This is a genomic window from Pseudomonas fluorescens, from assembly GCF_018614775.1.
GTDB lineage: Bacteria > Pseudomonadota > Gammaproteobacteria > Pseudomonadales > Pseudomonadaceae > Aquipseudomonas > Aquipseudomonas fluorescens_BY.
This window is the reverse complement of record NZ_JAGGOF010000044.1, coordinates 36,184-61,908: the sequence shown is the minus strand read 5'-3', so window position 1 is coordinate 61,908 and position 25,725 is coordinate 36,184. Positions and strand designations below refer to the sequence as shown.

General features: G+C 62.4%; 18 protein-coding genes and 3 pseudogenes. 11 read left to right on the top strand and 10 right to left on the bottom strand.

Translation table 11 applies throughout. The annotated features are described in order from the left end of the window. Positions 1–780 carry an amino acid ABC transporter ATP-binding protein gene (locus J7E36_RS11980; protein WP_215003082.1) on the top strand — a complete coding sequence of 260 codons (780 nt, stop codon included), beginning with the start codon at positions 1–3 and terminating at the stop codon, positions 778–780. A gap of 28 nt (positions 781–808) precedes the next feature. Further along, complete coding sequence (locus J7E36_RS11975; protein WP_215003080.1) at positions 809–2,419, top strand: gamma-glutamyltransferase family protein; 1,611 nt, start codon at positions 809–811, stop codon at positions 2,417–2,419. An 18-nt stretch (positions 2,420–2,437) separates the two neighbouring features. On the opposite strand, the gene J7E36_RS11970 is transcribed toward J7E36_RS11975, so the two are convergent. The 6 genes from J7E36_RS11970 to J7E36_RS11945 all read right to left on the bottom strand — a co-directional run bounded on the left by J7E36_RS11970 (position 2,438) and on the right by J7E36_RS11945 (position 9,295). Continuing rightward, positions 2,438–4,201, bottom strand: a complete 1,764-nt coding sequence (locus tag J7E36_RS11970; RefSeq protein ID WP_215003078.1) for a S8/S53 family peptidase — start codon at positions 4,199–4,201, stop codon at positions 2,438–2,440. An 87-nt stretch (positions 4,202–4,288) separates the two neighbouring features. Then, positions 4,289–5,227: an alpha/beta hydrolase gene (locus J7E36_RS11965; RefSeq protein WP_215003076.1), complete on the bottom strand. Its 939-nt coding sequence runs from the start codon at positions 5,225–5,227 to the stop codon at positions 4,289–4,291. 49 nt (positions 5,228–5,276) lie between these two features. After that, positions 5,277–6,284 (bottom strand): transketolase family protein, encoded by a 1,008-nt coding sequence (locus J7E36_RS11960; RefSeq protein WP_215003074.1) that lies wholly within the window; start codon positions 6,282–6,284, stop codon positions 5,277–5,279. After that, positions 6,281–7,129 (bottom strand): transketolase, encoded by an 849-nt coding sequence (locus J7E36_RS11955; RefSeq protein ID WP_215003072.1) that lies wholly within the window; start codon positions 7,127–7,129, stop codon positions 6,281–6,283. The genes J7E36_RS11960 and J7E36_RS11955 overlap by 4 nt, the downstream gene beginning before the upstream one ends. A 17-nt stretch (positions 7,130–7,146) precedes the next feature. After that, the gene (locus tag J7E36_RS11950; RefSeq protein WP_215003070.1) at positions 7,147–8,445 is read right to left on the bottom strand and encodes an MFS transporter; all 1,299 of its coding nucleotides are present in this window, start codon (positions 8,443–8,445) and stop codon (positions 7,147–7,149) included. A 100-nt stretch (positions 8,446–8,545) separates the two neighbouring features. After that, entirely contained in the window at positions 8,546–9,295 is a 750-nt protein-coding gene (locus tag J7E36_RS11945) for an SDR family NAD(P)-dependent oxidoreductase (protein WP_215003068.1), read from the bottom strand. 188 nt (positions 9,296–9,483) lie between these two features. Between J7E36_RS11945 and J7E36_RS11940 the strand changes: the two genes are divergently transcribed. Then, complete coding sequence (locus J7E36_RS11940) at positions 9,484–10,401, top strand: LysR substrate-binding domain-containing protein (protein WP_215003065.1); 918 nt, start codon at positions 9,484–9,486, stop codon at positions 10,399–10,401. Positions 10,402–10,407: 6 nt separating this feature from the next. Here J7E36_RS11940 and J7E36_RS11935 read toward each other — a convergent pair whose 3' ends face one another. From J7E36_RS11935 to J7E36_RS11920, 4 genes are all read right to left on the bottom strand, one after another. Next, a complete protein-coding gene (locus J7E36_RS11935; RefSeq protein WP_215003063.1) occupies positions 10,408–11,520 on the bottom strand; it encodes an alkene reductase in 1,113 nt (370 codons plus the stop codon). A gap of 372 nt (positions 11,521–11,892) precedes the next feature. Then, positions 11,893–14,130: a xanthine dehydrogenase family protein molybdopterin-binding subunit gene (locus tag J7E36_RS11930; RefSeq protein ID WP_215003061.1), complete on the bottom strand. Its 2,238-nt coding sequence runs from the start codon at positions 14,128–14,130 to the stop codon at positions 11,893–11,895. Next, positions 14,127–14,600 (bottom strand): (2Fe-2S)-binding protein, encoded by a 474-nt coding sequence (locus J7E36_RS11925; RefSeq protein ID WP_215003059.1) that lies wholly within the window; start codon positions 14,598–14,600, stop codon positions 14,127–14,129. The genes J7E36_RS11930 and J7E36_RS11925 overlap by 4 nt, the downstream gene beginning before the upstream one ends. Further along, positions 14,597–15,865, bottom strand: a complete 1,269-nt coding sequence (locus J7E36_RS11920; RefSeq protein WP_215003057.1) for a c-type cytochrome — start codon at positions 15,863–15,865, stop codon at positions 14,597–14,599. Before J7E36_RS11920 ends, J7E36_RS11925 begins: the two co-directional genes overlap by 4 nt. Before the next feature lie 283 nt (positions 15,866–16,148). Here J7E36_RS11920 and J7E36_RS11915 point away from each other — a divergent pair, with 283 nt between their 5' ends. The 8 genes and pseudogenes from J7E36_RS11915 (at position 16,149) to J7E36_RS25550 (ending at position 25,706) form a co-directional block, all read left to right on the top strand. Next, complete coding sequence (locus tag J7E36_RS11915) at positions 16,149–17,369, top strand: MFS transporter (RefSeq protein WP_215003056.1); 1,221 nt, start codon at positions 16,149–16,151, stop codon at positions 17,367–17,369. Between the two features lie 82 nt (positions 17,370–17,451). Further along, positions 17,452–18,354 (top strand): LysR family transcriptional regulator, encoded by a 903-nt coding sequence (locus J7E36_RS11910; RefSeq protein ID WP_215003054.1) that lies wholly within the window; start codon positions 17,452–17,454, stop codon positions 18,352–18,354. A gap of 337 nt (positions 18,355–18,691) precedes the next feature. After that, a pseudogene (locus J7E36_RS25570) lies at positions 18,692–19,723 on the top strand (CHASE3 domain-containing protein); the annotation flags it as partial. Further along, the gene (locus J7E36_RS25565; protein WP_435304173.1) at positions 19,715–20,578 is read left to right on the top strand and encodes a methyl-accepting chemotaxis protein; all 864 of its coding nucleotides are present in this window, start codon (positions 19,715–19,717) and stop codon (positions 20,576–20,578) included. The pseudogene J7E36_RS25570 and the gene J7E36_RS25565, both read left to right, overlap by 9 nt. 309 nt (positions 20,579–20,887) lie before the next feature. Then, the gene (locus J7E36_RS11900) at positions 20,888–21,988 is read left to right on the top strand and encodes an ABC transporter substrate-binding protein (protein ID WP_215003052.1); all 1,101 of its coding nucleotides are present in this window, start codon (positions 20,888–20,890) and stop codon (positions 21,986–21,988) included. Between the two features lie 370 nt (positions 21,989–22,358). Beyond that, positions 22,359–24,305 (top strand): annotated as a pseudogene (locus tag J7E36_RS25560) (ATP-binding protein); the annotation flags it as partial. Positions 24,306–24,356: 51 nt separating this feature from the next. After that, positions 24,357–24,845: pseudogene (locus J7E36_RS25555) on the top strand (response regulator transcription factor); the annotation flags it as partial. Beyond that, the gene (locus J7E36_RS25550) at positions 24,819–25,706 is read left to right on the top strand and encodes a sensor histidine kinase (protein WP_435304172.1); all 888 of its coding nucleotides are present in this window, start codon (positions 24,819–24,821) and stop codon (positions 25,704–25,706) included. The pseudogene J7E36_RS25555 and the gene J7E36_RS25550, both read left to right, overlap by 27 nt. Positions 25,707–25,725 lie beyond the last annotated feature (19 nt).

Genomic DNA, 25,725 nt, shown 5'->3' with positions numbered 1-25,725 from the left:
ATGGCGCACAAAAGCGAAGAACTGATCATCGAGGCGCTGGACGTGCACAAGTCCTTTGGCGACCTGCAGATTCTCAAGGGCATCTCCCTGCAAGTGCGCCGTGGCGAGGTGGTGGTGCTGATTGGCGCGTCGGGCTCGGGCAAGACCACTTTCATCCGTTGCATCAACCTGCTGGAAGACATCCAGGGCGGGCGCATCCGCGTCAACGGCCAGGCCATGGGTTACCGCGAGCGGGGCGATGGCAGCCTGGTGCGGGATTCGGAACGCAACATTGCCCGCCAGCGTCGGGACATCGGCATGGTGTTCCAGCGCTTCAACCTGTTCCCGCACATGACGGCCCTGGAGAACATCATCGAAGCGCCGATCCAGGTGCTCGGCGTGTCTCGCAGTGCTGCGCTGGAGCAGGCCCGCAGCTTGCTGGAGCGGGTTGGGCTGGCGGACAAGGCCGACCATTATCCGTCGATGCTTTCCGGCGGCCAGCAGCAGCGCGTGGCAATTGCCCGGGCATTGGCGATGAAACCCCAGGCGATGCTGTTCGATGAACCCACCAGCGCCCTCGACCCGGAAACCGTGGGTGAGGTGTTGCAGGTGATGAAGGAATTGGCGGAGGAGGGCATGACCATGGTGGTGGTCACCCACGAAATGGGCTTTGCCCGTGAAGTGGCTGACCGCGTAGTGGTCCTCGATCAGGGCGAACTCATCGAGCAAGGCCCACCGGAGCAGATCTTCAGCCACCCCAATCACCCGCGTACCCGGGCTTTCCTGAGTCGCGTGCTCTGACTCATTTCGTCTGTGAAGAGACCTCGTCATGTTGAAATTTTCCGCTCACGAGTATCCGTATCCTTCGCAACGCCAAAGTGTTTTTGCCCGTCGGGGCATGGTTGCCGCATCCCAGCCGCTGGCCGCCCAGGCAGGCATCGAGATCCTGCACAAGGGGGGCAATGCCATCGATGCTGCCATCGCCACGGCGGCGGCGCTGACGGTGGTCGAACCCACGGGTTGCGGCATTGGCGGTGACGCCTTTGCCTTGGTCTGGTGCAAGGGGCAGCTGCACGGCCTCAATGGCAACGGCCAGGCGCCAGCCACACTGAACATCGACGCAGTCAGGGCCACCGGCCATGAACAGATGCCGCTCTATGGCTGGACGCCGGTGACGGTGCCGGGCTGCCCCTCGGCCTGGGCCGAGCTGTCGCAGCGCTTCGGCAAATTACCCTTTGCCGAATTGCTCCAGCCCGCGATCAGCCTTGCGCGGGAGGGGTTTGCGCTGTCGCCGGTGATTGCCCATCAATGGCAGATCGCCCTGGACGAATTCACGCCCCATCGGGATCAGGTGTTGGACGCATGGTTCGAGACCTTCCTGATCGACGGCCGAGCGCCGCGAGCCGGTGAGGTGTTCTGCAACCCGGCCCAGGCCCGCACCCTCGAAGAACTCGCAGCTACCCGCTGCGAAAGTCTGTACCGCGGGGCATTGGCTGAACGCCTGGATGCCCATTCCCGCGCCAGCGGCGGTTACTTGCGCAGCGCCGACCTAAAGGACTATCGCGCCCGGTGGGTCGAGCCGATCCACGTCAATTATCGAGGTGTCGATGTCTGGGAAATCCCGCCGAGCGGGCAAGGCCTGGTGGCCTTGATGGCGTTGAAGCTGCTCGAAGGCTTCGATTTTGATCACCGTGACAGCCAGCAGACCTGGCATCGACAACTGGAAGCGATGAAGCTGGCCTACAGCGACGGCCTGCACTACATCACCGACCCGCTGCACATGCGCGTGGCCGTGGCCGACCTGCTCAGCGACGCCTACAGCAGCCGTCGTCGCGCGCAGATCAGCGAACAGGCCCTGCCGCCCGCGCCTGGCGACCCGCACGCCAGCGGCACCGTGTACCTGGCAACCGCCGATGCGCAAGGCAACATGGTGTCGTTCATCCAGAGCAACTACCACGGGTTCGGCTCCGGCGTGGTGCTGCCCGACAGCGGTATCGCCCTGCAGAATCGCGGGCAGGAATTCAGCCTGGAGCCTGCCCACGCCAACTGCCTGGCCCCGGGCAAGAAGACCTTCCACACCATCATTCCCGGTTTCCTCACCCGGAACGGCCAGGCCCTCGGCCCCTTCGGCGTCATGGGCGGCTACATGCAGCCCCAGGGGCACGTGCAGATGGTGATGAACCTGGTGGACTTCGGCCTCAACCCGCAAGCGGCCCTGGACGCGCCGCGCTGGCAATGGCTTGGCGGGATGAAGGTCGGCATCGAGCACGGCGCTTCACCGGACCTGGTCAATGCCCTGGCGCGGCGCGGCCATCAGGTGCAGGTCAGCAGCGACCTGACGAACTACGGTCGCGGACAGATCATTCTGCGCGATCCGGTCAGTGGGGTGTTGTGTGGCGGAACCGAGCCGCGGGCGGATTCGCATATTGCGGTCTGGTGATTAGCCGGTGCGCCACCATTAGCGCACCCGCTCACGACTCTGCACCGACAGATCCAACGCCTTTTGCATGTCCAGCCGCGCCGAACGGCCCACGTCCTGGTTGTTGAGCTGGTAGCCGCGCTCCGACGGCAGGATGGGCGCGGTAAGGTCCTCGGCGTCCATGCGCTCGAAGTCGTGATTGTCGCCAATGGTCATGGCGCTGCGGCGCAGCAGCATGCGCAGTTGCTCGGGTTGGAGTTGCGGGTTGATGGACAGCATCGCCGCCACCAGGCCCGCAACCATGGGCGTGGCGTAGGACGTGCCGCAATGCACGGCACCGTCCTCGCCGGTCTGGGTTGTAGAGGCGTGGGCACAAGCGGCAGCGGTGATGTCGACGCGCATGTCGATGTTCGAGGAACTGCGCTTGACCGCATAGGCGGGGTCGTCGACGGCAAGCCCATCGCGCTCGCTGCGCTGGTGCCCGCCGACCACCAGTAATTGCTCGGTGATGAAGGAGGAGGGCAGGCGGTACTCATCGCTGCCCGAGAACGACGAGCCATTGCCGGCGGAGTTCACCACCACCACGTCCGGATGCTCCTTGCGCAACCAGAGGAAGAACTCCTCCAGCAGTTCCTCGTAGCCGCCCATGGCGATGCCCGAGCGCAACAGCGAATCCACGTCATTGCCTTTGACGTCCTTGGCGCCAACGCGGTGGATGCCCCAGCTCCAGTTGAGCACACGCACGCCGTCTTCCACGAGGTTGACCGAGGCGGCGATGTTGGCGGTAATCCCGGCATCGGAGTTCCGCTCGACGATGACCTCGAAACCCCCGCTGGCTTTGTCCAGGCCGCGAAGAAAACCGCTGTTGCCGCCATCGTTCCAGCGCGCCGCCAGGATACCGGCGACGGTGGTGCCGTGGTTGTCCGGCTTGCCCGCATCGCGCGCGTAGACGCAGGTTCGGGGCGGCGAGCAGGCGCCCAGGTAATCGGCAAAATCCGCCGTGTCGAAATCGACATCGCGCTCGATCAGGCCGATGCGCACGGGTTGCGGGCGGATGGGTGCCTGCCGTCCGGGGATGCGTCGCTGGTAGTAGTTCACCGCATCAAGAAAACGGTTGGCGGCCCATTCGTCGGAGTCCGGCGGCGGTTTTTGCGGTTCTTCAGGACGGGCGGGTGCCTGCTCGTTTTCTTCGGCGCCAGATTCCTCGACCACCACGGCGTCCACGCTGGTTTCACTGCCCAGGCGTAGCACCAACGCGTCACGCTGGACCAGATCCCGGGCGGGCAGGCGAAGCTGGTACAGGTTCAGCGGGGCGATGCTACCGACCACCTGCGCGCCATACTTGCGGGCAAGACGCTCGGCTTCCTGGCGACCATCGTGATCTTCTTCGATCAGCAGGCTGACCAGATCGACGTAGGTGGTCAGGCCGTCCATGTTGGTCGCCACTTCCCCCGGTCCGGCGGCCACTACGTGACTGTTGCGCAGGGTCAACCAGGCCCCGTTGCTGACGCGCGGGCCGTCCTCCAGCCAAAGCGCACCGCTTTGGTAATCGGCGCTGTCCAGGCGCAAGCGCAGGTTTCCCCCCTCGCGCTGGATAGCGTCCGCTGGTAGCGTCTTTACCCCCAGGTGCAGCGTTGGCACGGCGTCACCCAGCCCACGCACGGTCAGGCACCAGTCCTGGCGCCGGCTTTCCAGGAGGTCGCCACAACGCTTTAGGCTTTCCAGGCGCAGCGGTTCCTGTGCGCTGGCTGGATGGATTGCCAGGGTGAGGAGTGCGATGAAGGCGGCGAATCGTAGGGGCATGGCGTGAATATCTTTGCGAAGGGGCCTGATTGCTCCGACTGCCGGATTAATCGTTACGTTCCTCAGGCTGGTCCTGTCGCCCTTCGGTCAACAGAGCCGCTTGATCGCCGCCGCAACGTCATCACGGCAACGCGCTGTCAGCGCCCCTGGATACTGATCGAACATATGCGGCACGCCGGGATACACATGAAGCTCCACCGCCACGCCGGAGCGCGAAAGCTTCAGCGCAAAGTCCACGTCTTCTTCCAGGAACAGGTCCAGCGCTCCAACGCAGACGAACGTCGTTGGCAGGCCCTTCAGGTCGGGTGCAAGGGCGGGAGAGAACAGAGCCAATCGCTCGTCGTCGAGTTCATATGAACCTCGCATGCACTGCCAGCAGAACTGGTTGGCCTCTGGCCCCCAACCCAATCGCCCGGTCGTGGGATTAGTGGCAGGGGCGGTTGATGAGCCGGTTCGATGATCGAGCATGGGGTAAATGAGCAAGAGCCCGGCAATCGGATGCCACCCTCTGTCCCGCGCGGCGATCGCCAGCGCAGCCGCAAGGCCGCCACCTGCGCTGTGGCCCATGATGACCACTCGGCTCATGTCCAGTCCCAGAGTTGTGCTGTTGCGCTCCATCCAGCCCAGCGCGGTGTAACAGTCCTCCAGAGGCGTCGGGAACGGATGCTCTGGAGCAAGCCGATAATCCACCGCCACAACCGCCACCTTCAACTGATTGGCGAGATCGGCCAGGTAATCGTCAGCCATCTCCGGGCAACCAAGGACAAAACCGCCTCCGTGAATGTAAAAAACGGTCGCCAGCGCCTGATCGTCAGGTGGCGCCTCGGGCCGGTACAGGCACACGCGAACGCCCGAAATGGCCGGCGAGCCTGATGTCCATAGGACTTCACAGCGTGCGGACGATGCTGGCTTATAGCCGCTGCTGACTCGATGCCTGATTTCAGCAAGCGTGGTAAGCGTCCACCGACTGGGGGGTTCGTCAAGAAAGAACCGATACGACGGATCCAGCAGCTGTTCAGCGTCCATTGATCACTCCTTGCGAAGCGGGGGCCGACAGCCCCCGCGATTTCAGCGCTTACAGCCAGTTTTTGATTTGCGCGCAGACAGCCTCGGTCGAAATACCGTAGCGGTCGTGCAACGTCGGAAGTGCACCCGCATCCAGGAAGGCATCGGGCAAAGCGATCTGCCTGAAAGTGGGCGTGACACCGTTGCGCAGCAGTACCGTCGCGACCGCTTCGCCCAGGCCGCCAATGATCGAGTGGTTTTCGGCCGTAACCACCAGGCGTCCGGACTTGCGGGCCTCGGCGAGAATGGTTTGCTCGTCCAGGGGTTTGATGGTCGGGACGTGCAGAACGGCGACATCGATGCCATCGGCCTGGAGTTTCTGCGCCGCTTCCAGCGAGCGCATGGTCATCAGGCCGGTGGCGATGATCAGCACGTCCCTGCCGGTGCGCAGGGTCTTGGCCTTGCCGATCTCGAACTGATAGCCGTACTCGTCGAGCACCAACGGCACGTTGCCGCGCAGCAGACGCATGTAGACCGGCCCGTTGTGCGCCGCGATGGCCGGCACGGCTTGTTCGATTTCCAGGGCGTCGCAGGGGTCGACGATCATCAGGTTCGGCATGGCGCGGAAGATCGCCAGGTCGTCGGTGGCCTGGTGGCTCGGCCCGTAACCGGTGGTCAGCCCGGGCAAGCCGCATACAATCTTGACGTTGAGGTTTTCTTCGGCAATGGCCATGCAGATAAAGTCATAGGCCCGGCGTGAGGCGAACACCGCATAGGTCGTGGCAAACGGCACGCAACCTTCGCGGGCCATACCGGCGGCGGCGCTCATCAGCAGCTGTTCGGCCATGCCCATCTGGTAGAAGCGGTCCGGGTGTGCCTTGGCGAAGATGTGCAGGTCGGTGTATTTGGACAGGTCGGCCGACAGCCCGACGATGTCCGAACGCTGCTCGGCGAGGGCGGCCAACGCATGACCGAACGGTGCGGAGCGGGTCGCCTGGCCTTCAGCGGCAATCGAGGCGATCATGGCCGACGTTGTCAGGCGTTTCTTGCCGCTCGCGGGGGTGTTCACACTGCTCATACGGTTCTCCCGACCTTCAGGTTGTTCAATGCCAGATCCCATTCGTTTTCGTCGACGCGGATGAAGTGGGTCTTTTCACGTGCTTCAAGGAAGTCCACGCCTTTACCCATCTTCGTGTCACAAATGATCACGCGAGGTTGTGCGTCCGAATGACTGCGCGCAGCGTCGAACGCCTCGACCAGGGCGGCGATGTCGTTGCCATCCACCCGTTGGGTGAACCAGCCGAAGGCCTGCCAGCGGTCGACAATAGGTTCGAACGCCAGCACCTCGCTAGAGTGACCGTCAGCCTGCTGATTGTTGACGTCGATGACTGCGATCAAGTTGTCCAGCTTCCAGTGCGAGGCCGACATCGCGGCTTCCCAGGTCGAGCCTTCGTTCAGCTCGCCATCGGACAGCAGGTTGTAGACGAATGAGGCAGATTTTTTGCGTTTGAGCCCAAGACAGGCGCCCACGGCGATGCCCAGGCCATGGCCGAGGGACCCACCGGTGATTTCCATGCCCGGCGTGTAGGCCGCCATGCCCGACATCGGCAGGCGGCTGTCATCCGCGCCATAGGTTTCCAGCTCTTCGAGGGGGATGATTCCAGCCTCGATCAGTGCCGCGTACAGTGCAATCGCGTAGTGCCCGATCGACAGGTAGAAACGGTCGCGTTCCTCCCATTGCGGGTCGTGCGCCTGGTAGCGCAGTGCGTGGAAATAGGATACGGCAAGCAGATCGGCGGCGCCCAAGGCCTGGCCGACATAGCCCTGGCCCTGGACCTGACCCATGCGCAATGCGTGGTGGCGAATGTTGTGGGCACGATCTGCCAAAGCCGATGGCGGCGTGGTGGATGCGGTAACAGTCATGATGACGACTCCGAGACTTAACGATTGACCGAGGCAGCGGGAATCCGCAGTACCAGGCAAGCACCGATGCACAGCACGCCGGTGATCAGGTACATGCCGATAGCGCTTGAGCCCGTTGTGGTAGTGATCCAGCCGATCAGGTACGGCGAGCAGAAACCGGCCAGGTTGGCAAAGCTGTTGATGCCGGCGATACCCGCCGCAGCAGACACGCCGCCGAGCAGCGTTGTCGGCAACATCCAGAACAGTGAAGAGGCGGACAGCACACCGGCGGCTGCCAGGCAAAGGCTCAGCACCGAGAAGAGCAGGTTGCCGCCCAGAAGGGCCGCCAGCGTCAGCCCGGTCGCCCCGGCGATCATCGGTGCAACCAGGTGCCAGCGGCGTTCTCGGTGCTTGTCGCCGCTACGGCCCATCAGGAGCATTGCGGCGATTGCACAAATGTACGGCAGGCTGGTGAGCAGACCGATGTGCAGGGGGTCGGAAACCCCCGCGTTACGAATCAGCGTTGGCAGCCAGAAGGTGATTGCGTACTGGCCCATGACCACGCAGAAGTAGATGCACGCCAGCAGCCACAGGCGACGATCACGGATGAATTCCCGTGGCGAGGCATGGGTGACCTTGCAACTGTTGTCCTCAGCGAGCTCCTGGTTGATCAGCGCCTTTTCGTCATCGGTCAGCCAGGTGGCTTGATGCACGCCGTCCTTGAGGTAGGTCAGTACCAACAGGCCTACGACCACCGTCGGAACGGCTTCGATGAGGAACATCCACTGCCAGCCGCTCCAGCCATGAAAGCCTGCGAACTGGTTCATGATCCAGCCGGACAGTGGGCCGCCGATCATGCCGGACAGTGGGATAGCAATGAACCACAAGACCGTCATCCTGGCCCGCCGATAGGACGGGAACCAATAAGTCAGGTACAGCAGCAGGCCTGGGGCCAGGCCGGCTTCGGCAATCCCCAGCAGAAAGCGCAAGGCGTAGAACTGCCAGGCGGTTTCGACGAAGGCGAAGAGGGCGGAGATGATTCCCCAGGAGATCATGATCCTGGCGATCCAGCGGCGAGCGCCGACCTTGTGGAGAATCAGGTTGCTGGGCACTTCGCAGAGGAAATACCCGAGGAAGAACATGCCGGCCCCCAGCCCATAGACGGTTTCACTCAGGGCAAGATCGTTCATCATCTGGAGTTTGGCGAACCCCACATTGACCCGGTCCAGATAGGCACACAGATAGCACAACATCAGAAAGGGCATCAGCCGCCAGGCTGTCTTGCGGTAGGCATTGGAGCGCACGGTCGAAACCGCGTCGAGCGTCAGGGTGGTCATGATGGTCTGATCTCTTGTTTTTATAGACCGCCAGGCCCAGTCGCCCGGCGTATCATCGATCCAGAACAGCACAGGCCGTCGCCGGCCCGCTCACGTGTCATCAGTGAATCAGCATGCCGCCGTTTACATCCAGCGTAATGCCTGTGAGGTAGGAAGAGAGGTCGCTGGCGAGGAACAGCGCGGCGTTGGCCACATCCTGGGCGGCGCCCAGACGACCCAGGGGAATGCTCTCGATGATCGCGTGGCGTCGCTCATCCTGCATCAGGCCGCCGGTGATGTCGGTGTGGATCAGGCCCGGGGCGATGGAGTTCACCCGGATCTTGTCCGGACCAAACTCTCGCGCCATGGCTTTGCCCAGGCCGAGCACACCGGCCTTGGCGGCGCTGTAATGCGGGCCGCCGAAGATGCCACCCCCGCGCTGGGCCGACACCGACGACATGCAAACAATGCTGCCTGACGATTGCGCGCGCATGCTGGGAATCACGGCTTGGGACATCAACAGCGTGCCACGCAAGCTGACGTCGAGCACCTTGTCGTAATCGCCAGGGCGGATGTCCAGTGTCTTGATGGGTTGGGTGACACCGGCGTTATTGACCAGCACGTCAATACGGCCGAAATGTTCGATGACCCGGGCGACGGCCTGCTTGACCTGGGTTTCGTCGGCGACATTGGCAGCCAGGCCCAGATGGCCTTCGCCGAGGGCGGCGGCCGCATCGCGCGCAGCGGATTCATCCAGGTCCAGGATCACGACGCGCGCACCGTTCTGGGCGAAGGTCACGGCAGTGGCCCGGCCGATGCCGCGTTCCGATGCAGCGCCGGTGATGATTGCGATTTTGCCTTGAAGCAGCATGAGCGGTTCCTCTGATTGTTTTTATGGGTCGATGCGTGATCGATGACTCAGAGTGTTCCGAGCAGAGGGCGTGAGCAATAATGCAAACTTCACTGGTAGGTGAAAAAAATTCACCACTCGCCAAACCCTGGTGCAGGTGATTGAATCCAACAACCCGGGAAGCCCTGAGAAACCTCTACGGAGTTACCATGCGCCATGACGGAAACACGCCTGCGAACCTGCCACCGCTGAAAGCTATTCAAGCCTTCGAGCAAACCGCTCGTTTTGGCAATCTGGCCAGGGCAGCAGAAGTCCTCGACCTGACGCCTTCGGCCATCAGTCATCAATTGGCAAAACTGGAAGCGATGATCGGCCGCCAACTGTTCGTTCGCGCGGCACGTGGCGTGACGCTGACGCCGGTGGGCGAGCAGTACCTGAAAGACATTTCGGGGCTGTTGCACAGCTTGGAAGTCGCGACAGAGCGCGCGTCCAGTGACATCAGCCTCGACTGCCTGCGACTTCACTCATCACCCAGCTTCGGCTTGCTCTGGTTGATGCCGCGCCTGGAAGCTTTTCGCCTGAGTCATCCGGACATCCAGATCAATCTGTCATGTTCGTATGAGTCGCTGCATTTCAGCCGGGACAAGATCGACGTCGACATCCGCCATGGGCTGCCGAACTGGCCAAGCTATGAGGTGCGAACCGTGCGCAACGAGGCCTTCGCGGTCCTGGCTTCCCCGGCCCTGCTCGCACGACACCGCGTCACGAGTGCGGCGGATTTGCTGGAACGGGACCTGATCCTCTCCGAGGCGACGCTGCTCAAGTGGCCGGAGTGGTTTGCGCAGCACGGCCTGGCACGCCCGCAAAACCCTTACGCCTTGAGTTTCGACCGCTCGTACATGACGCTGGAAGCCGCGAGCCATGGTCTGGGGTTCGCCCTCGAAAGCACACTGTTGGCGCAGAAATATCTGGCCTCTGGAGCGCTGATCGAGGTGGCGCCGGAAACCTTGAGCGCCCCTGTAGCGGCGCATCACCTGGTGTTTCCCAAGGCGCACTCGGGCTTTGCGAGGGTCAGGCGTTTCCTGGAGTGGATGGAGAGCGAACTGGGGCACGGCTTTGTGTTCTGAAACCCCTTACGGATGGACGGGATAATCCACATACCCGCGTTCGTTCCCGCCAAAGAAGGTTTGCGGGTCTGGCGTATTGAGCGGCAGCCCTTCACGGATCCGTCGCGGCAAGTCAGGGTTGGCCAGGAAGGGCCTGCCGAATGCGATGATGTCCGCACGGCCCTGAATCAGCGCCTGCTCGGCGGTATCGGCGTCGTAGCCTCCGGCCAGGATGAGCACACCGCTCCATTGCTGGCGCAGTTGAGCAATGATCGCGTCCCAGCGCGGATCGTAATTTTCGTCCCTCACCGTGCCGACCATCGCCGGTTCCACCAGGTGCAGGTAAGCCAGATTCCAGCGGTTGAGCGAGCGAACGATATGCCCAAACGTCGCTTCCGGGCTCTCGTCACCCATGCCCATGAAACGGCCCATCGGCGTCAGGCGCACCCCCACGCGGTCGGCTCCTATCTCGTCCGCGACCGCGGCCACCACTTCCAGTAACAGCCGGGCACGGTTCTTCATGCTGCCACCGTAACCGTCCTCGCGGTGGTTGCTGTTGCTGTTGATGAACTGGTCGAGCAGATAGCCGTTGCCCGCATGGATCTCCACACCGTCCATCCCCGCGCGAATGGCATTGCGCGCGGCGCGTCGGTAGTCGTTGATGATCTCGGTGATTTCCGCTGTTTCCAGTGCACGGGGCACTGGCACGTCACCCCAGATACCCTGGCCTTGTTCATCGACAATGAACGTCTTGCCAGGCACCGGCAATGCGCTCGGTGCCACGGGCAGGGCATTGCCTGGCTGAAAGCTGGGGTGCGAGACGCGGCCCACATGCCACAGCTGCATGAAGATCACGCCGCCTTCGGCTTGCACACGCTCGCTGACCTGGCGCCATGCCTGCACTTGCTCAGCGCTGTAGATGCCCGGCGTCCAGGCGTAGCCTTGGCCTTGGCGAGAAATCTGCGTCGCTTCGGTGATCAACAACGCGGCACTCGCGCGCTGGTGGTAATACTCGGCGTTCATGGCGGTGGGCACGTCACCCGGTTGCCCGGCGCGAGAGCGCGTCAGCGGCGCCATCGCCACGCGGTGGGGGAGTATGTAGGGGCCGACGGCGATGGGCTGGAACAAGTGCTGGGTCATGGGGGTTCTCCAATTTCGGACAGGGTAGGCGCGCAGGTGTTGCTGCCTTGGTTGACCGTTAAGTTAATCGGCCTGGGGCTTGGTGATAATCCGAAGAAGGCACATCGCTGCGTTGCGCCAGACGCAACAGACGAAGGGGATTTGCTGATTGGGTACATATCCCTTGCCGCGGTAACGGCCACTCGATCTGTGGGAGCAAAGCTTGCTCGCGAAGGCGGGGTATCAGTCAGCTTATTCATCGACTGACACTCTGCTATCGCGAGCAGGCTCGCTGCCACAGGTGTACATGGCGGACAGAATTCTCGTGAACCGACACAAATCAAAGAGAAGAGCGAGCCTGCCCGCGAAAGCGGCCTGTCAGTACCTGATCCTTCAGGAAGGCTGTTGCGAACGCATCAACGGCAGGTTCAACCAGCGTCGACCGGTGGCGTTCGCCACGGCATTGCCAATCGCCGCAACCATGGGCCCCTGGACAATTTCCGCAGCACCGAGGAACGGCTGGCCCGGCTGATCGAGCAGGTGAACGTCGACCTGCTTCGGCACCTGCGAGAAGCGCAGAATCGGATAACCGCTCCAGTCATAGCTGCGGATGCCACCGGCGTCATAGGCGACCTGTTCGTACAGCGTCCAACTGGTCGATTGCAGGATGCCGCCCTCGACCTGGTTGCGCAGGCCATCGGGGTTGACGATCTGCCCGACATCCACCGCCGTGACCACCTGTTCGATCTGCACTTCGCCGGTTTGCGGATGCACCTGCAGGCGGACGGCGAGGGCGCAATAGCCCATGATGTTTTTATAACGGGCAAACGCGAAGCCAATGCCAGAGCCTGGCTCGCTGCTTTTGCGGGGCCAGCCGATGGCGTCGCGGACGCGTTCCACCACCGCCCTGGCCCGCGGGTCAGTCAGGTGCGCCAGACGCATGGCAACCGGATCGGTCCCGGCCTGGGAAGCCAGTTCGTCGATACACGCCTCGATGGCGAAGATGTTGATGTGCGCACCCAGCGAACGCATCGCCGAGGTGCGGAACGGCATCTCGGTGACGAAGTTCATGTTGATGCGGGTGGAGGCCAGCGCGTACAGCGGCACGGCATTACGATCACCGTCGCCTTCGGGTTGCGCAATCGGCACCGACGGCGCGCTGACAAAGGGCCGGGCCAGCAGGCGGGCGGGCAGCAACCTGCCGGCGTTGACGATGCGTTCGTTATGCGGCGTGGTCCACAGCTCATAAGCCCAGTCCTGCAGACGGTTTTGCCCATCCAGGTTGGCCTGGACTTCAGTCACCATCGCCGAGCTGTAGGGCTCCCAGAGATTTTCCTGCTCGCGCATCCACTGCACGCGTATCGGCGTGCCGGGCATGCGCAGTGCGATCAGCGCCGCGTCTGCCGCTGCGTCGTCCGCGCCGTTGTGACCGTAGCAGCCGGAGCCTTCCACGTGGATGCAGCGCACCCGTTCCAGGGGCAGGTGCAGCATCTCGGCGATACCGGCGCGCAGGGGATAGACCCCTTGGGTGTGGGTCCATACGGTGAGCGTCCCGTCCTTGAACCAGGCCACCGCACAGGACGGACCAATGGAGCCGTGCATCAGGTATTGCTTGGTCACGCGCGCCTGGTAGCGCTTGCCCGTGGCGATGCCCGGCGTGCCTTGGGCGCTGATCGGGTAGCGCCGCGCCGGCAGTTTTTTCAGCAGAGCGTGCATGTCTTTCGAGGCCGGGATTGCCTGGCCGGCACTCCATTGCGCGGATTCGTAGCCGCTGCGCATGGCCTTGATCGCTTGCCATTCATCGCGTGCCACGACAGCCAGGTAATGACCGTCACGAATCACCTGCACCACACCCGGCAGCGACTGCACCTTTGCTTCATCAAAGGCCTCAAGGCGACAACCCGGGCGTGGCGGGCGAATGACACGGGCATGGAGCATGCCGGGCAAACGAATGTCCTGGACGAAAGCGGCGCCGCCACTGACCTTGGCCGGGATATCCAGGCGTGGCACCGACTGTCCGATCAGCTTGAACTGTGCAGGCGGAAGCACCGGCGACTCCGCCTTCGCATAAAGGTGCAGGTCGACATTCTTCACCGCGTCGGCGTAAGACATGTGTCGATCGCCGGGCCCTTCGATCATCCCGTCGCGGGTGGTCAGCAGTGCGGGCGTGGTGTTCCAGCTACGGGCAGCCGATTCCAGCAGCAACTGGCGCACCTGCGCCGCCGCGTTGAACAGCGCGGTACCGCTGTCGAAGATGCTGTGGCTGCCAGCGGTGTAGCCTTCATTCGGTGACAGCGCGGTGTCGGCGGTCAGCAGGTTGATGGCCGATGGCGAGACGTCCAGGCGTTCGGCGGCAATCTGCAGCAGCGCGGTTCTTACGCCGGTGCCCAATTCGACTTTGCCGGTGTAGACGGTGATGCCCTCGGCACTGACGCGTATCCAGGCATCCAGGTAAGGATTGGTGCGCAGGCTGCCGGGAAGGTCAGGCGCCAGCACCACGGTGCCCAGCGTGTCGACCTCGGTATCCGCCCAGGCCTTGCGTGCCGCAGGCACCAGCGTAAAAGCCACCAGCAAGGCGCCCCCGCGCAGAAACGCTCGACGACTATGATCCACCTCTGCACGTGCGTTCATGCGGCCCTCCCGTTTTGCTTCGAGACCACGCTGATCGCTTCGATGATGCGCAGGTGAGTCCCGCAACGGCACAGGTTACCTGCCATGTATTGACGAATCGTCGACTCGTCCGGGGTGGGGTTGCGCTCCAGCAGTGCCTGGGCGCGCATCAACATCCCGGCGATGCAGTAACCGCACTGCGCAGCCTGTTTGTCGATAAAGGCTTTTTGCAAGGCGCCCGGCTGCTCGGCGGTTCCAAGGCCCTCAACCGTACGAATCTGTTTACCCTCCAACCCGGTGCAGGGTGTCAGGCAGGCGAACACCGGCTGGTCCTCGACGATGACAGTACAGGCGCCGCATTGCCCCAAGCCACAGCCGTACTTGGCGCCGTTCAGGCCGAGGTGGTTGCGCAGTGCGTAGAGCAGCGGCATGTCCGGCTCCAGCTCCAGGCCATGGGCTGATCCGTTGACGTTGAGCGTGACGTGGGTCATTTCGTCTCCTTGCGTATGGCGTCGAGCGTGGAAGAAATATCGGTCCAAGGTTGGCCTGGTCTGGCTTGCTGGCGTAGATAAGCGGCCAATGCCACGAGCTGGGCATTATCGAAACTGGCAGCGAAGGGCGGCATCACCGGACCGGGCACTCCGGGATCGGCCGGGACGCCTTCAAGTACGGTCTTCAGGAAGTTGCGAGGGCTGGCGGCACGTAGCGCCGAGGTGTGATTCAGCGTCGGACGGCCGTCGACGGTGCGCATCGGTGCGGCGGCCCCGTGGCAGCCGGCGCAGGCACTGGCAAAGAGCAGCGCGCCGGCAGGCTCCGTCGTGTGCGCCACGGCGCCGATTGCCTTTGGCAACGTTTCGCTCTGCAGGCTCAGCAGATACTCGGCAATCGCCTCCACATCGCCGGCCGGCAAGCGTGCCAGGCTGAGACTGACCGGGCGCATGGGGCCGGCGGCGGTGCCATGGCCATCCACCACTTCCGCCCGCAGGTAACGCACCAGTTGCTCGCTGCTCCAGCCATCCGCTTGGCCGGCCAAACCCAATAGGGAGGGCGCTTCCCAACCGTCCACCAGACCACCGGCCAGGCTTTCGCCGGACTTCTCGGCACCGATCAGGTTCAGCGGCGAATGGCAGCCCGCGCAGTGACCGGCCCCCTCGACCAGGTAACGTCCCCGGTTCCAGGCCGCGGACTGCTGCGCCACCGGCGCCAAGGGCTCGCCGTGCAAGAACAGCAGGTTCCAGAACGACACCAGCGGCCGGATGTTCATCGGGAAGTTCATGCGGTTTTCCCGGGCGGGTGCATGCACCGCGGGGCCACTCATCAACCAGGCGTAGGCGTCGGCAATGTCGTCGTCGCCCATCCTCCGGTAATGCACGTAAGGGAAGGCGGGATAGAGAAAGTGACCGTCGCGGGCGATCCCCTCGCGCATCGCCCGTTCGAACGCCGGCAGCGACCATTGGCCGATACCCGTTTGCGGGTCGGGGGTGATGTTGGTGCTGTAGAGGGTGCCGAACGGGGTCACCAACGGCAGCCCACCGGCCAGGTATTGGCCACCGGGACGGGTGTGGCATACCGCACAATCGCCAGCCTCGACCACCCGGGCGCCTCGTTGCCGTTGGGCATTGTCGAATGTGGGCGGGCGCTCGATGGGCGCCAGTGCCGGACGCCACATCAACAGCGCCGCGCCGAACAAACCGAGGAGGGCGAGGCCGGCCATCGCGCTCCAGAACCGCCGGGATTTCAGCCAGCGGCCGTTCATGCCGATTCGCCAAGGGTGGGCGGCATTGACGTCACGCCGTGGTACGCGGGTGGATGGGCACTCATGGGACGCTCCTTGAACAGTCGGGTGATGCAGATGACCCAGCGTAGAGAAGGCGTCGGCGGGAGAGTATGACCAGGTCGCGCAATGGCCCGTTGCGCCCCGAGCAACAGTGGGTTCGTTGCGCACGGCGCATCACTCAGTTGTCCGAAGCACGGATTCTCCCAGGGCAGCGGTGCCCTTAGCCTTGCTGACACTTTCCCCAAGTTGACGAGGTGTCATCATGCTCACGGGCAACCCAACGGCCACGGCCGACGTAAAACCGCTCACTTCACTCTCCGGCCTGATGGTCGCGTTCCTGGCGTTCTGTTGCGGCGCGGTCGTCGCGAACCTTTACTACGCGCAGCCCATCGTCGAACTGATCGCGCCGCAGATTGGCCTGTCCAGTGCCAATGCCAGCCTGATCGTTTCGCTCACGCAGTTCGGCTACGCCCTGGGGTTGCTGTTCCTGGTGCCGCTGGCGGACCTGTTGGAAAATCGACGCCTGGTGGTGGGGTTCACGCTCGCCGCCGGCGTCAGCCTGCTGTGCGCGGGGATGGCTCAGACGCCGTCAATGTTCCTGGTGTTTTCGTTGTTGATCGGCCTGACTTCTGTGGCGGTGCAGATCCTGGTGCCGTTGGCGGCGCATCTGGCGCCCGAGGCGACACGTGGTCGTGTGGTGGGCAATATCATGAGCGGCCTGCTGCTGGGCATTCTGTTGTCGCGACCGCTGTCGAGCCTGTTGGTGGAGGTATTCGGCTGGCGCGGGGTATTTTTCAGCGCAGCGGCATTGATGGCAGTGATTGCGTTGATCACCGCCGTTGCCCTGCCACGCCGAGTGCCTGCTCATCGGGCCAGTTATGCGGCGCTGATCGGCTCGGTATGGGCGCTGGCGCGGCGCCATTCTCTGCTGCGTGAACGCTCGCTCTACCAAGGGCTGTTGTTCGCCAGCTTCAGCCTGTTCTGGACCATCGCTCCCATTGAGCTGATGCGCAATCACGGCTTCAGCCAGACCCAAGTCGCGATTTTTGCCCTGGTCGGCGCAGTCGGTGCGATTGCCGCCCCGATTGCCGGACGCCTGGCCGATGCCGGCCACGGCCGCATCGGCACCTTGGTCGCGCTGGTGCTGGCGCCGGTTTCCTTGTTGATCGCGGCGTTGCCCGGCAGCGGTTATGTCTGGCTGGTGGTGTGTGCGGTGCTGTTGGATTTCGCCGTGCAACTGAGCATGGTGCTCGGTCAACGCGAGGTCTATGCCCTCGATCCACACAGCCGGGCACGCCTCAACGCGGTGTACATGACCAGCATCTTCGTCGGCGGGGCCTTGGGCTCGCTGGTCGCCAGCCCGCTCTACGAGCACTTCGGCTGGAGCCGGTCGGCGCTGTTCGTGGCCGTGATCCCGGCCTTGGCGCTGGTGTTGTTTCTCGTGCGCAAGGTCCTTGCAGTTGCTCCGGCAGACAGTGAATAGTCCGATGGAACGCCGTCATGCAAGACGGCAGGCGAACGGTGATGCACAATCGGCACCGTTCGTTCTTGATCGGAAACCCCTTATGGACAAGTTGCTGGCCCTGAAGATGTTTGTCGAAACCGTGCGCTGCGGGGGTTATTCCTCGGCGGCGCGCAAACTCGGCATTTCCACTTCTTCGGTTACTCGCCAGGTTGCGGGGCTTGAGCAGGAACTGGGCGCCAGTCTGCTCAACCGCACGACCCGCAACACCAGCGTCACCGTTGCCGGGCAGGCCTACTTTGAAAAAGCCGTCGCAATCATCGAGGCCATCGACGAAGCTGACGCCTTCGTCGCCGACCGAGGGGACGAGGCTCAGGGGAAACTGCGAGTCAGCGTGCCGGTGGAGTTCGGTCGGCGCATCATCGCTCCGCACCTGAACCGCTTGCTTGAAGGCCATCCTGGCCTGGAAATCAGCCTGTCATTGAGCGATCAGGTCAGCGACTTATTGAGCGAGCAGATCGACGTGTCGGTGCGCCTGGGCTCCACGGTCGTCAGCGAGGACATTGTCAGCAAGCGGGTAGGGGACTTCCAACGCTGGGTGCTCGCAAGCCCCGACTACCTGCGCCGACACCCCGCCCCGCGTCACCCCCACGACCTGCTGGAGCACCAGTGCCTGCGTTTCGACTACGGCGCCACCCACCAGCAATGGACCTTCCGGGCCGGCGATGAAAGCATCCAGTTAAGCGTGCAGGGACGCCTGCAGAGCAACAACGCCGACATCCTGCGTGAAGCTGCCATCGCCGGTGGAGGGATAACGCTACTGGCCGACTGGCTGGTGCGCGACGATGTCGCCCAGGGCCGCTTGACGCGCCTGCTGGAGCAATACGACGCCACCCCGGGCAATGCCAGCACCTGTATCAATGCGTTGTATTTGCCCAATCATCGCGGATCGAGGCGGATTAATGTGTTTATCGAGTTTTTGGAGGGGGTTCTGGCGGCGGGTTGACTTTTTCTTTCAGGAAAAGGTGCAGGCCAGTTTCGTCAGGGCGCAGGTTTGTGTGGCTGCGGATGTGTCCCTCCAGACTTACCTTGCGCCTATACGGCGCAAACCCCTTCCTTTTATGCCTTACCTCTCGGCCATTCCCGCGTAAATCAAACAACCCTAACAGTGAAGAGCCCTGTTTTATTGAATAAAGTTGCCAGCGTTATTTATTTGATGGACGACTCGAAATAATGGCTTATCGGACAAAGTGTTCACACTGTTTCGATTCAGGGAATCTTCAGGTGGCGATGAAGGGTGGCGCGACCATGTCATTGGTTCTAAAAACCATTGCGCGAAGCCAATGGTCGCGCTTGGTAAACCGAGCTGGCCGGGGAATATATACGCAGCCAGACGATGGCTGCGGGGAACAGGCCGCCAGGGCTACCCTGCGATGCAAAGCGGTACGTTGATTCTCAGCCCTGATGACTGCGGCGCAGGGGTACCAGTGCCGGCTGGAAGGGGTGGAATGCGTAATATCAATAAAAAAGCGGCTCAAGCTTTCGATGAATTCGGCGATAAACTCAATAGACATTTATTTAATGATGCAGGCCAAACCATGTTTTCGAGACTCACGATTGTTCAGAAATTAAGCTTGGGTTTTGGCTTGATTATTCTAATTATTTTTATTCTGGTTGCATTGGTTCGCGATGCCTTCAGTAAAATCGAGGAGTCCACTCGATGGAATATTCATACCTACACAGTTTTGGACGTCAGTAACAAGCTTGCCATCAGCCTTACCAATATTGAAACGGGGATGCGCGGCTTCGCGCTCACGGGTGAAGATGATTTTCTCGCACCGTTGACAGCGGGCAGGAGTGACTTTGACCAGTCGTTTGTGGAACTTGTAAAACTGACAGCGGATAACCCTACCCAGCAGCAGCGGTTGACCCAGATCAAAACGATACAGCAGAAGTGGTTGGGCGAAGATATCGAAGGCTCGATAGCGCTACGCAGGTCGGTGGTCGCGGGAAAAGCAGCTATCGATGACGTCGTCCAGCGCATCAAAGGTCGTCAGGACAAGGCCAAGATGGATGACATGCGCAAGCTGATTGCTGACTTGCGAGCGGATGAACGCAAACTTCTCGATGGGCGTACCAAAGCGCTGGAGGACGCGGCTCGATTTGCCAACCTGAGCATGGTCATCGGCGGTCTGCTTGCAGTCCTGGCGGCGCTGGCTGTGGCTATAAGCTTGTCCTCATCGATTCGTAAGCGCCTGAATCTGGCCATAGACGCGGCTAATAATATTGCTGCTGGACGTCTTGACAGAAAAATTGAAAACGTCGGCCAGGACGAAATCGGCAAACTGCTCGAAGCTTTCAATGAAATGCAAACTCGACTGCGCACCATGATTACAGCGATAAAGGGCGGCGCTGAAAAGTTGCTCGCCTCCGCCACCGAGATATCACATGCTTCTGGTCACTTGTCGTCTGCGGCATCCGATCAGTCTCAGTCAGCTTCTTCAATGGCTGCCACCGTTGAAGAACTCACCGTCAGCATCAGTCATGTAGCGGCGAGCGCCAGCGAAGCCCATGGCATCTCCTCGGAGTCCGGCAAGCACTCGATTGAAGGCGGCGCGGTTATTCAAAACACCCTGCAGAGCATGAACCTCATTGCCGGTACGGTGCAGGCCTCAGCTCAACAGATCGCTGATTTGGGCCGAGATATTCATCAAATCACCTCCATCGTGAACGTCATCAGTGCAATCGCCGAGCAGACCAACCTTCTGGCACTGAACGCCGCCATCGAAGCCGCGCGTGCGGGCGATCAGGGGCGTGGTTTTGCAGTCGTGGCAGATGAAGTACGACTACTGGCACAGCGCACTGGCAAGTCGACGGCTGAAATCGGCGAAATGATTCAGAAAATTCAAATCAGTGCTCAGGATGCAGTCAAGCAGATGGAAGTCGGCGTTGAGCAGGTCAACAGTGGCTTGGAGCTGGCGAACTCGGCCAATACAGCAATAAACCAGATTCGTGGAGGCGCGAGCCAGATTGTCAGCGTCGTTGATCAAATATCAATCGCGCTGAATGAGCAAAGTGCAGCCAGTCAGGACGTTGCTCGCAGCGTCGAGCGTATCGCCCAGATGGCCCAGAGCAGCAGTCATGGCATCTCGGAAGCTGCCCGTAACGCGACCGCCATTGAGCAACTGGCTTTAATGCTTGATAAGCAGGTCTCTCAGTTCAGGCTCTGAAACATCAGGCCCCAACGGCGATCAACCGGTTTGTCGAAGTCTGGCGCTTTCAGTCCTTTTGTTGTTTACGTTCGCCACAGCGCCAGCAGTACCGGCAAGTTTCAGGGCGTGTGCAAGGGCTTTAACACGATGAAGCCTGAATTAAGACTATGCTCATCGCTATTGCAGGCACCGCCGGCCCTACGCCATGACACTCACGGACATCCGCGAGCCGCCGACCGACATTTTCGACCAGGGCGAGAAGTCGGTCTACGCTGTCGGCGGGTAGCTGGAGTGCTGCCGGTAAACCCAAGCGCGATGGAGAGCCGCATGAACACCAAACCTATCCGAAAAATGCTGTGGCGCTTCGCCGGCTGCCTGAGCGGGCTGGTGATGGTTGTTGCCAGTCCAGCCCAAGCGGCCGACGGTGACATCGCCCGCGGCCCGACCGCAGACCAAAGCATTGCCTTCAGCAATTCCTATGCAGGCAGCGATTTCCGCAAGGTGATGGTGCGCAATTGGCAAGAGATCGCGCTCCAGGCGCAAAAGGATGGCTTGATCCGGGAGGCGCCGGTGGTCAGTGCCAATAACTCCGCGTCGGAACAAGCGGCCGATATCCAGGACATGATCGTCCAGGGCGTCAACGCTATCGTCATTCTGGCGGCGTCCGACACAGCCCTCAATGGGGTGATCCGCGATGCTTGCAATGCTGGCATCGTGGTGGTGGTCATGGCCAGCCTGGTCACTGAGCGCTGCGTCTATGCCGTGGATTACAACTGGTCGGCCATGGGCCGCGTGCAGATGGACTATATCGCCGGGCGACTCAAGGGCAACGGAACGCTGCTGGAAATCCGCGGGATTGCCGGCGATGCCACCGACCAGAACATCAGCGACGGCATTCACAAGGCGGCCGGTGACTATCCGGGCCTGAAGTTCGCCAAGACGGTGTACGGAAACTGGACGGCGTCCGTCGCACGCAAGGAGGTGGCGCTGGCGCTACCGTCGCTGCCCGGCATCGATGCCGTCGCCACGCAAGGGGGCGACGGCTATGGCGCGGCCATGGCGTTCAAGGCGGCGGGACGCCCTTTGCCGATCATCGTGATGGGCAATCGCCAGGACGAGCTCGCCCTGTGGAAACAGGAACGCGATGCCAATGGCTATGAGACCGTCTCGGTGTCTGCTTCCCCGAGCGTCTCCCAGGTGGGGTTCTGGGTGGCCCAGCAGATTCTGGCGGGCAAGCAGGTGCCGAAGTTCGTCGAGGTGCCACTGGTACGCATCGATGCGAAAGACCTGGACGCCTGGCTCGCCACCATGCCGGTGGGCGGCGCGGCCAATCCGTTCTACAGCCAGGCAACCGTGGCGGCGATGATCGACGGGGCCACCCAACCTACGGCACCGCCGACGCCTTTGCCGGAGGTTACGAAGCAGTAGCGGCGAACGGGGAGGCGCCATGTCGATATTCAAATCAGTGAGGGACACACCCATTGCCGTCAGGATTGGCCTGGCGGTTGCCGCTTTGGTGTTCCTGATGCTGACGGTGTCGCTCGTGAACCTCTATGCTTGCGGGGCATGGTGCGTGCGGTGGATTCGGCCAGCCATTCTGCGCAGATCCTGGCCTCGGTCAACGGGGCCACCGGGCGGGTAGAAAACTTCATCGCCACCCGTGATCAGGAAAGCCTGCGTCAAGCCGAAGGCGATTGCCGGCCTCACCGCCATTCCAGCGGCAGAGGCGCAATCGCTCAAGGGCAGCCTGGAGAGACTCGCCGCGGCGATCGCAGCCTTGCGGGCGGCGACCCTGACCATGGATGGCGAAACGGAGGACATGACAGCCCACTACGGCCGGATGCGAGAGGCGACGATCCTCGTCGAACAGGGCATCACCGATGGGCTGAAAGAACTTGATGCCCGCGCCGATGACCACCAGACGCGGGTGAGCAACGTCGAAAGTGCCCATCGCATCCTCGACATCCTGCGCAATGGCGAACGGGTCATCATCGCCAATGTGGCCAGAATGCTGGTGAGCGATGATGAGACAGCGGCCACGGCGGCGCGCAACGCGTGCACGGCGCTCCCGGCCGTCGTCGAGCAATTGCGCGAAATGATGGGGGCGCCCCAGGGGGTAGATGCACTGGATTCGTTGGTGCCGGCGATCGCTTCTGCCTGCCTGGCGGTCCAGCACCTCGGCGAGGCGCCCAAGCTCCGGGGGAGCGAGGCCTTGCGGCATCTCGCCGCCGCCGAGGAACTGATCGAGCGCCTTGAGGTCATGCTGGGTGGAGTAGGAGAGCACGTGACCCACGACGCCAATGACATTCAGGCGGCAACCGGGTTGCTGCACAATGCAGCCGGGCTGTCCAAGCGTTTCGCCGAGCGTGTGGCCACCCTGGAAGCACAGACCCTGTCGTTTCGCCTGGCCCCGTCTGACGAAGTCGCCCGCTCTGTCGGCGCCATCCTGGACGAGCTCGCGCGTCTGGCGCGCGTTCTTCCTTCGTCCGTAGGGCTGCAAACCCAGGCAGCACCCCTGACGGTCAGCGATCAGATTGCCGGTTATCGGGCGGCATTTGCCCGGTTCCATCAAGCGAGCAACGCCTTGAGCGGCGCGCGCGACCAGGTTCGCAACGAGGCACGCAGCGCCGGCCAACTGGTCGCGCACTTCGCTGGCCAAGCGCGTTCCGACGCCCTGGTCCACAATGATCGCGGTATGCTTGCGACGCTGGTTGCGGGTACCGTTGCCATCTTGCTCGCCGGCGCCATCGCCTGGAGCACGTCGCGGTTCGTCGCACAGCCCATCGTGGCCCTGGCCTCCGTCATGCGCCGGCTTGCGGCCGGTGACCTGAACGCCGCGATCGCCAGCGCCGGACGCGGCGACGAGATCGGGATCATGACCCGCGCCGTACGGGTGTTCCAGGACAATGCCCTGCGTATACAGGTACTGGAGGCCGAGGCCGAGGCCGAACGACGGCAAGTCCAGGACTCTCTGGAAAGAATGGTCGCCGAACGGACCGAGGCGCTGCACCAGCAGACCGAGAGGCTGGAGGCGCAGGCCGTCGAACTCATTCAGGCACGCAACCAGGCCGAGACGGCTAATCGGGCAAAGAGCGATTTCGTGGCCACGGTCAGCCACGAACTGCGCACCCCCCTGACCCTCATTCTTGCCCCTCTGGAGCAGCTCTCGGCGGCAGCCACTGCGCCGACGGACTGGCATGTACAAATCGACCGCGCCAAACGCAACGCGCTGCGCTTGATGAACCGGGTGAACGACATTCTCGATTTCTCCAAGGCCGAGGCGGGCAAGTTCGAGTTGTGTCCGGCGCCCGTTGATTTGAACGAGGCGGTGGGGGTGCTTGCCGAGGATGCTGCGCTGGTGGCCAAGGGCAAAGGCTGCACGTTGACTTGCAGCATCGATCCAGCGCTCGCCACGGTGTTCCTCGACCCCCGGCACTTCGAGAAAATTCTTCTCAATCTGGTGAGCAATGCCATCAAGTTCACGCCCGCTGGCGGCACCGTGCACGTCGCAGTCACTGCGCTGGATGGCGAGCGATTTGAGTTCGCTGTGCAGGACTCGGGCATTGGTATTGCGCCTGACAAGCTGCCGCTGCTGTTCCAGCGTTTTTCCCAGATCGACAACTCCGCCACGCGCCATTACAGCGGCACAGGCATCGGCCTGGCCCTGGTCAAGAACCTGGCCGAATTGATGGGGGGCGAGGTGGGCGTCAACAGCGAACCCGGGCAGGGCTCCTGCTTCTTTGTCCGACTCCCGCTGGGGGCCGGGCAAAACACCCTGCCGACCGAAGCCCCTCATATGCGCGAGCGATCATCGCCGAGCACAACCGAACAGCGTCACCTGCGGTTCGACGACGGCCGCCATGGCGCTGGCAACGACCGAGCGTCAGCGGCAGGCGCAGATGACGAGCCACACCCGCGGCACGCCTCGCCATCCAGGGTGCTGGTGGTCGATGACAGCCCGGAAATGCTTGGCTACCTCAGCGAGCTTCTGCAAAACGACTACATCGTCGTCACCGCTACTGATGGGGAGCAGGCCTGGGCACTCCTGCAGCGTCGGCCCATCGATGTCGTCGTCTCGGACGTGATGATGCCGGAACTCGACGGTTTTGGCCTGACCGCCAGAATCAAGGCCAGCGCCGGTTTCGCCCATTTACCCGTCATCCTGTTGACCGCCCGTGGCGGCAGCGAGGCTTGCGTCTCCGGGCTGGAGAGCGGCGCCGATGACTATATCGCCAAACCCTTCTCGCCATTGGAACTCATGGCGCGCGTTCGCGCGGCGCTGCGCATGAGCCAGGTGCAAGCCGAACTGCACGCGAAATCCCGCCAGGCGGGCATGGCCGAAATCGCCGCAGCTGTGTTGCACAATGTCGGCAACGTACTCAACAGTGTCAACGTATCGGCAGAAACGGTGAACAGTCAGATGCGCGCCTCTAAAGCCCAAGGGCTGGGCAAAGTGGCGCAGATGCTTAACGAGCACGTCCATGACTTGGGCGATTTTCTCACCACGGACCAGAAGGGGAAGCTGCTCCCCGGCTACCTGCTCAAGCTGGCGGAGGCGGTGACGGCAGAGCAGCAGCGCATCATCGACGAACTCGGGCGCCTGACCAAGGGCATTGACCACATCAAAGCCGTCGTCGCGGCCCAGCAGTCCTATGCCGTTGCTGGCAGTGTCGTCGAGGCAGTACCGTTTCCCGAGTTAGTCGAGGATGCCTTGCGCATGAGTGCAGGTTCACCGGGGCGCCAGGAGGTGACAGTGGTCAAGGAAATGACCGACTTGCCCCTGCTGCTGCTCGACCGGCACCGGGTGCTGCTGATCCTGGTGAACCTGATTCGTAATGCCAGGCAGGCGTTGGACGGGGTGAATGATCGCAGCCCGAGCATCACGCTAGGTGCCGCCCTCGCTGACGGGCCAATACTCCGTATTACGGTGACGGACAACGGCAAGGGCATTGCGCCAGAGAACCTGAAGCGTATCTTTTCCCATGGCTTCACCACGCGCAAAGACGGTCACGGATTCGGCCTGCACAGCTGCGCGCTAGCCGCCCAGGAAATGGGCGGCCGCTTGACCGTACACAGCGATGGGACAGGGCAGGGCGCAACCTTCGTCCTTGATACGCCTTTTGTGACGCCGCAGAGGACGCAATGAACATGGCTATGGATTCGGA

Excerpts from the sequence above, each read along its gene's own strand:
- J7E36_RS11970 (WP_215003078.1), bottom strand. The coding sequence starts at position 4,201 with ATGCCCCTACGATTCGCCGCCTTCATCGCACTCCTCACCCTGGCAATC.
- J7E36_RS11940 (WP_215003065.1), top strand. The coding sequence starts at position 9,484 with ATGCGCCATGACGGAAACACGCCTGCGAACCTGCCACCGCTGAAAGCT.
- J7E36_RS11955 (WP_215003072.1), bottom strand. The coding sequence starts at position 7,129 with ATGACTGTTACCGCATCCACCACGCCGCCATCGGCTTTGGCAGATCGT.
- J7E36_RS11965 (WP_215003076.1), bottom strand. The coding sequence starts at position 5,227 with ATGGACGCTGAACAGCTGCTGGATCCGTCGTATCGGTTCTTTCTTGAC.
- J7E36_RS11975 (WP_215003080.1), top strand. The coding sequence starts at position 809 with ATGTTGAAATTTTCCGCTCACGAGTATCCGTATCCTTCGCAACGCCAA.
- J7E36_RS11945 (WP_215003068.1), bottom strand. The coding sequence starts at position 9,295 with ATGCTGCTTCAAGGCAAAATCGCAATCATCACCGGCGCTGCATCGGAA.
- J7E36_RS25550 (WP_435304172.1), top strand. The coding sequence starts at position 24,819 with ATGGCGCGCGTTCGCGCGGCGCTGCGCATGAGCCAGGTGCAAGCCGAA.
- J7E36_RS11915 (WP_215003056.1), top strand. The coding sequence starts at position 16,149 with ATGCTCACGGGCAACCCAACGGCCACGGCCGACGTAAAACCGCTCACT.
- J7E36_RS11950 (WP_215003070.1), bottom strand. The coding sequence starts at position 8,445 with ATGACCACCCTGACGCTCGACGCGGTTTCGACCGTGCGCTCCAATGCC.
- J7E36_RS11935 (WP_215003063.1), bottom strand. The coding sequence starts at position 11,520 with ATGACCCAGCACTTGTTCCAGCCCATCGCCGTCGGCCCCTACATACTC.
- J7E36_RS11925 (WP_215003059.1), bottom strand. The coding sequence starts at position 14,600 with ATGACCCACGTCACGCTCAACGTCAACGGATCAGCCCATGGCCTGGAG.
- J7E36_RS11910 (WP_215003054.1), top strand. The coding sequence starts at position 17,452 with ATGGACAAGTTGCTGGCCCTGAAGATGTTTGTCGAAACCGTGCGCTGC.
- J7E36_RS25565 (WP_435304173.1), top strand. The coding sequence starts at position 19,715 with ATGCAAACTCGACTGCGCACCATGATTACAGCGATAAAGGGCGGCGCT.
- J7E36_RS11980 (WP_215003082.1), top strand. The coding sequence starts at position 1 with ATGGCGCACAAAAGCGAAGAACTGATCATCGAGGCGCTGGACGTGCAC.
- J7E36_RS11930 (WP_215003061.1), bottom strand. The coding sequence starts at position 14,130 with ATGAACGCACGTGCAGAGGTGGATCATAGTCGTCGAGCGTTTCTGCGC.
- J7E36_RS11900 (WP_215003052.1), top strand. The coding sequence starts at position 20,888 with ATGAACACCAAACCTATCCGAAAAATGCTGTGGCGCTTCGCCGGCTGC.
- J7E36_RS11960 (WP_215003074.1), bottom strand. The coding sequence starts at position 6,284 with ATGAGCAGTGTGAACACCCCCGCGAGCGGCAAGAAACGCCTGACAACG.
- J7E36_RS11920 (WP_215003057.1), bottom strand. The coding sequence starts at position 15,865 with ATGAACGGCCGCTGGCTGAAATCCCGGCGGTTCTGGAGCGCGATGGCC.